The sequence below is a fragment of the Nocardia barduliensis genome (assembly GCF_013315795.1).
Lineage (GTDB): Bacteria > Actinomycetota > Actinomycetes > Mycobacteriales > Mycobacteriaceae > Nocardia > Nocardia barduliensis.
In genome coordinates, this window is the sequence record NZ_JABLTE010000207.1 from 1 (window position 1) to 5,410 (window position 5,410).

Sequence of the window (5,410 nt, forward strand, 5' to 3'; positions counted from 1 at the left end):
AAGGATGTTCCGGCGGTGTCCTACTCTCCCACACCCTGTCGAGTGCAGTACCATCGGCGCTGGCAGGCTTAGCTTCCGGGTTCGGAATGGGACCGGGCGTTTCCCTACCGCTATGGCCGCCGTAACTCTATGAAACTATCCACACCACCCACCACACACTCCCCATCGACCAACCCATAGAGTGGTCGACAGAGGGAATGTCGTGGGTGTCTGTGTGTTGTTTCAGATACCGCACAGTGGACGCGTAGCAACCTTTGTCAGTAAGTCCTCGGCCGATTAGTACCGGTCACCTCCACACGTTACCGTGCTTCCAGTTCCGGCCTATCAACCCCATGGTCTATAGGGGGCCTTAACCACTCGAAGGTGGTGAGAAACCTCATCTTGGAACAGGCTTCCCGCTTAGATGCTTTCAGCGGTTATCCCTTCCGAACGTAGCCAACCAGCAGTGCCCTTGGCAGGACAACTGGCACACCAGAGGTTCGTCCGTCCCGGTCCTCTCGTACTAGGGACAGCCTTCCTCAAGTTTCTGACGCGCGCGGCGGATAGAGACCGAACTGTCTCACGACGTTCTAAACCCAGCTCGCGTGCCGCTTTAATGGGCGAACAGCCCAACCCTTGGGACCTACTCCAGCCCCAGGATGCGACGAGCCGACATCGAGGTGCCAAACCATCCCGTCGATATGGACTCTTGGGGAAGATCAGCCTGTTATCCCCGGGGTACCTTTTATCCGTTGAGCGACACCGCTTCCACATGCCGGTGCCGGATCACTAGTCCCGACTTTCGTCCCTGCTCGACCTGTCAGTCTCACAGTCAAGCTCCCTTGTGCACTTGCACTCGACACCTGATTGCCAACCAGGCTGAGGGAACCTTTGGGCGCCTCCGTTACATTTTAGGAGGCAACCGCCCCAGTTAAACTACCCACCAGGCACTGTCCCTGAACCCGATCAGGGTCCGAGGTTAGAAGTCCAATACGACCAGAGTGGTATTTCAACGACGACTCCACGAACACTGGCGTGCCCGCTTCACAGTCTCCCACCTATCCTACACAAACCGTACCGAACACCAATACCAAGCTATAGTGAAGGTCCCGGGGTCTTTTCGTCCTGCCGCGCGTAACGAGCATCTTTACTCGTAATGCAATTTCGCCGAGTCTGTGGTTGAGACAGCAGAGAAGTCGTTACGCCATTCGTGCAGGTCGGAACTTACCCGACAAGGAATTTCGCTACCTTAGGATGGTTATAGTTACCACCGCCGTTTACCGGGGCTTAAATTCTCAGCTTCGCGTCCGAAAACGCTAACCGGTCCTCTTAACCTTCCGGCACCGGGCAGGCGTCAGTCCGTATACATCGTCTTACGACTTCGCACGGACCTGTGTTTTTAGTAAACAGTCGCTTCTCTCTGGTCTCTGCGACCACACCCAGCTCACAGCGTAAAGCCGGTCACCAGACGTGGTCCCCCTTCTCCCGAAGTTACGGGGGCATTTTGCCGAGTTCCTTAACCACAGTTCTCTCGATCGCCTCGGTATTCTCTACCTGACCACCTGTGTCGGTTTGGGGTACGGGCCGTGTACCAACTCACTAGAGGCTTTTCTCGGCAGCATAGGATCACTGAATTCGCCTCAATCGGCTACGCATCACCTCTCAGGCACACAAGCGGCGGATTTGCCTACCACTCGCCCTACAGGCTTACACCAGGTATTCCATCACCTGGCCCAGCTACCTTCCTGCGTCACCCCATCGCTTGACTACTACACCCAGGGTCTCGTGCATCCCCCTCACTTCACCCGAAGGTGATAGATCCGGTTCAGGACGATTAGCACAGATGATTCGCCATTGGGCGCGGATACACGGGTACGGGAATATCAACCCGTTGTCCATCGACTACGCCTGTCGGCCTCGCCTTAGGTCCCGACTCACCCTGGGCGGATTAACCTGGCCCAGGAACCCTTGGTCATTCGGCGGACGAGTTTCTCACTCGTCTTTCGCTACTCATGCCTGCATTCTCACTCGCACAGCCTCCACAACTAGTTCACACTGCTGCTTCCACGGCTGCACGACGCTCCCCTACCCATCCCAGCTCCTGGCTCGAAAGCAAGATAATACTGGAATGCCGCGGCTTCGGCGGTGTACTTGAGCCCCGCTACATTGTCGGCGCAGGATCACTTGACCAGTGAGCTATTACGCACTCTTTCAAGGGTGGCTGCTTCTAAGCCAACCTCCTGGTTGTCTTCGCGACCCCACATCCTTTTCCACTTAGTACACGCTTAGGGGCCTTAGCCGGCGATCTGGGCTGTTTCCCTCTCGACTACGAAGCTTATCCCCCGCAGTCTCACTGCCACGCTCTCACACACCGGCATTCGGAGTTTGGCTGACTTCGGTAAGCTTGTGGGCCCCCTAGGCCATCCAGTAGCTCTACCTCCGGCGTGAAACACGTGACGCTGCACCTAAATGCATTTCGGGGAGAACCAGCTATCACGGAGTTTGATTGGCCTTTCACCCCTACCCACAGCTCATCCCCTCAGTTTTCAACCTAAGTGGGTTCGGGCCTCCACGACGTCTTACCGTCGCTTCACCCTGGCCATGGGTAGATCACTCCGCTTCGGGTCCATGATATGCGACTCCAACGCCCTATTCGGACTCGCTTTCGCTACGGCTACCCCACACGGGTTAACCTCGCCACATACCGATGACTCGCAGGCTCATTCTTCAAAAGGCACGCCATCACCCCACCACAAGGGAAGGCTCTGACGGATTGTAAGCGTCCGGTTTCAGGTACTATTTCACTCCCCTCCCGGGGTACTTTTCACCTTTCCCTCACGGTACTAGTCCGCTATCGGTCACCAGGGAGTATTCAGGCTTACCGGGTGGTCCCGGCAGATTCACAGCAGATTTCACGGGCCCGCTGCTACTCGGGCACCCACTACAACAGAGCACGCATTTTCGCCTACGGGATTCTCACCCTCTACGACAGGCCGTTCCAGACCACTTCGACTAACACGCACTTTTCTGACTGTTGCCTACCACGGCAGTGATAGGAAAGTGAGCCCCACTACCCCACACGTGCAACACCTGCCGGCTATCACACACGCATGGTTTAGCCTCATCCGCTTTCGCTCGCCACTACTCACGGAATCACAATTGTTTTCTCTTCCTGTGGGTACTGAGATGTTTCACTTCCCCACGTTCCCTCCCCACCGCCTATATATTCAACGGAGGGTGACACGACATCACTCGTGCCGGGTTTCCCCATTCGGAAATCCTCGGATCTCAGCTCGGTTGACAGCTCCCCGAGGCTTATCGCAGCCTCCTACGTCCTTCATCGGCTCCTGGTGCCAAGGCATCCACCGAACGCTCTTCAACACTTACAAACAAAGATGCTCGCGTCCACTGTGCAGTTCTCAAACAACACACAAGATCAACCCTCAACCCGGCACCAGCCGAAACCCGAAAGCCCCGCGGTATGACCGAAGAATCAACCTTGTCGTCATATTGCCTGGAAAGAACGCCTGTTCTTTCAGGACCCAACAGTGTGTCGATATATCCCCGCCACAGCGACCACACAGGGCCACCGTCGATACGAAGAAGTTGTCAGCGTTCCACCCATGAGCACCGCAGTCCCACATTCGAGGACATGAACGGCTCTGCCAGGAACTGTCCCGACTGTTCGGGACACTCACTGGAGATGCTCCTTAGAAAGGAGGTGATCCAGCCGCACCTTCCGGTACGGCTACCTTGTTACGACTTCGTCCCAATCGCCGATCCCACCTTCGACGGCTCCCTCCCACAAGGGGTTAGGCCACCGGCTTCGGGTGTTACCGACTTTCATGACGTGACGGGCGGTGTGTACAAGGCCCGGGAACGTATTCACCGCAGCGTTGCTGATCTGCGATTACTAGCGACTCCAACTTCACGGGGTCGAGTTGCAGACCCCGATCCGAACTGAGACCGGCTTTAAGGGATTCGCTCCACCTCACGGTATCGCAGCCCTCTGTACCGGCCATTGTAGCATGTGTGAAGCCCTGGACATAAGGGGCATGATGACTTGACGTCGTCCCCACCTTCCTCCGAGTTGACCCCGGCAGTCTCCTGCGAGTCCCCGCCATAACGCGCTGGCAACACAGGACAAGGGTTGCGCTCGTTGCGGGACTTAACCCAACATCTCACGACACGAGCTGACGACAGCCATGCACCACCTGTACACCGACCACAAGGGGGCCTACATCTCTGCAGGTTTCCGGTGTATGTCAAACCCAGGTAAGGTTCTTCGCGTTGCATCGAATTAATCCACATGCTCCGCCGCTTGTGCGGGCCCCCGTCAATTCCTTTGAGTTTTAGCCTTGCGGCCGTACTCCCCAGGCGGGGCGCTTAATGCGTTAGCTACGGCACGGATCCCGTGGAAGGAAACCCACACCTAGCGCCCACCGTTTACGGCGTGGACTACCAGGGTATCTAATCCTGTTCGCTACCCACGCTTTCGCTTCTCAGCGTCAGTTACTGCCCAGAGACCCGCCTTCGCCACCGGTGTTCCTCCTGATATCTGCGCATTTCACCGCTACACCAGGAATTCCAGTCTCCCCTGCAGTACTCAAGTCTGCCCGTATCGCCCGCAAGCTTGGGGTTGAGCCCCAAGTTTTCACGGACGACGCGACAAACCGCCTACAAGCTCTTTACGCCCAGTAATTCCGGACAACGCTCGCACCCTACGTATTACCGCGGCTGCTGGCACGTAGTTGGCCGGTGCTTCTTCTACAGGTACCGTCACTCACGCTTCGTCCCTGTCGAAAGAGGTTTACAACCCGAAGGCCGTCATCCCTCACGCGGCGTCGCTGCATCAGGCTTTCGCCCATTGTGCAATATTCCCCACTGCTGCCTCCCGTAGGAGTCTGGGCCGTGTCTCAGTCCCAGTGTGGCCGGTCGCCCTCTCAGGCCGGCTACCCGTCGTCGCCTTGGTAGGCCATTACCCCACCAACAAGCTGATAGGCCGCGGGCCCATCTCGCACCGATAAATCTTTCCACCCACCGCCATGCGACAGCAGGTCATATCCGGTATTAGACCCAGTTTCCCGAGCTTATCCCGAAGTGCGAGGCAGATCACCCACGTGTTACTCACCCGTTCGCCGCTCGTGTACCCCGAAGGGCCTTACCGCTCGACTTGCATGTGTTAAGCACGCCGCCAGCGTTCGTCCTGAGCCAGGATCAAACTCTCCGTTGAAGACTCACGAAACACCCGAAGGTGAATCAGAAATATCTAAACTAGAGTCCGAAAACCCAGCAAAACAAATCGCCAGCAAAAAGCTGACAAAAAATGCCCGACCCTCCACACGGGGAGTGCAAGAGCCGGAACCAAAAAATATTTGGCACTGACATTCATCGACACACTATTGAGTTCTCAAAGAACACACGCACACAC

At 56.6% G+C, this 5,410-nt stretch carries 3 rRNA genes; all 3 read right to left on the reverse strand.

The annotated features are described in order from the left end of the window. Nucleotides 1–7: 7 nt before the first annotated feature. The 3 genes from rrf to HOV91_RS38275 all read right to left on the reverse strand — a co-directional run bounded on the left by rrf (nucleotide 8) and on the right by HOV91_RS38275 (nucleotide 5,212). Nucleotides 8–124, reverse strand: a 5S ribosomal RNA gene (rrf, locus tag HOV91_RS38265). A gap of 132 nt (nucleotides 125–256) precedes the next feature. Beyond that, nucleotides 257–3,368 (reverse strand): 23S ribosomal RNA (locus HOV91_RS38270). A gap of 325 nt (nucleotides 3,369–3,693) precedes the next feature. Then, nucleotides 3,694–5,212: ribosomal RNA gene (locus HOV91_RS38275) — 16S ribosomal RNA — on the reverse strand. Together the 16S, 23S and 5S rRNA genes form the textbook arrangement of a ribosomal RNA operon. Nucleotides 5,213–5,410: the final 198 nt, after the last annotated feature.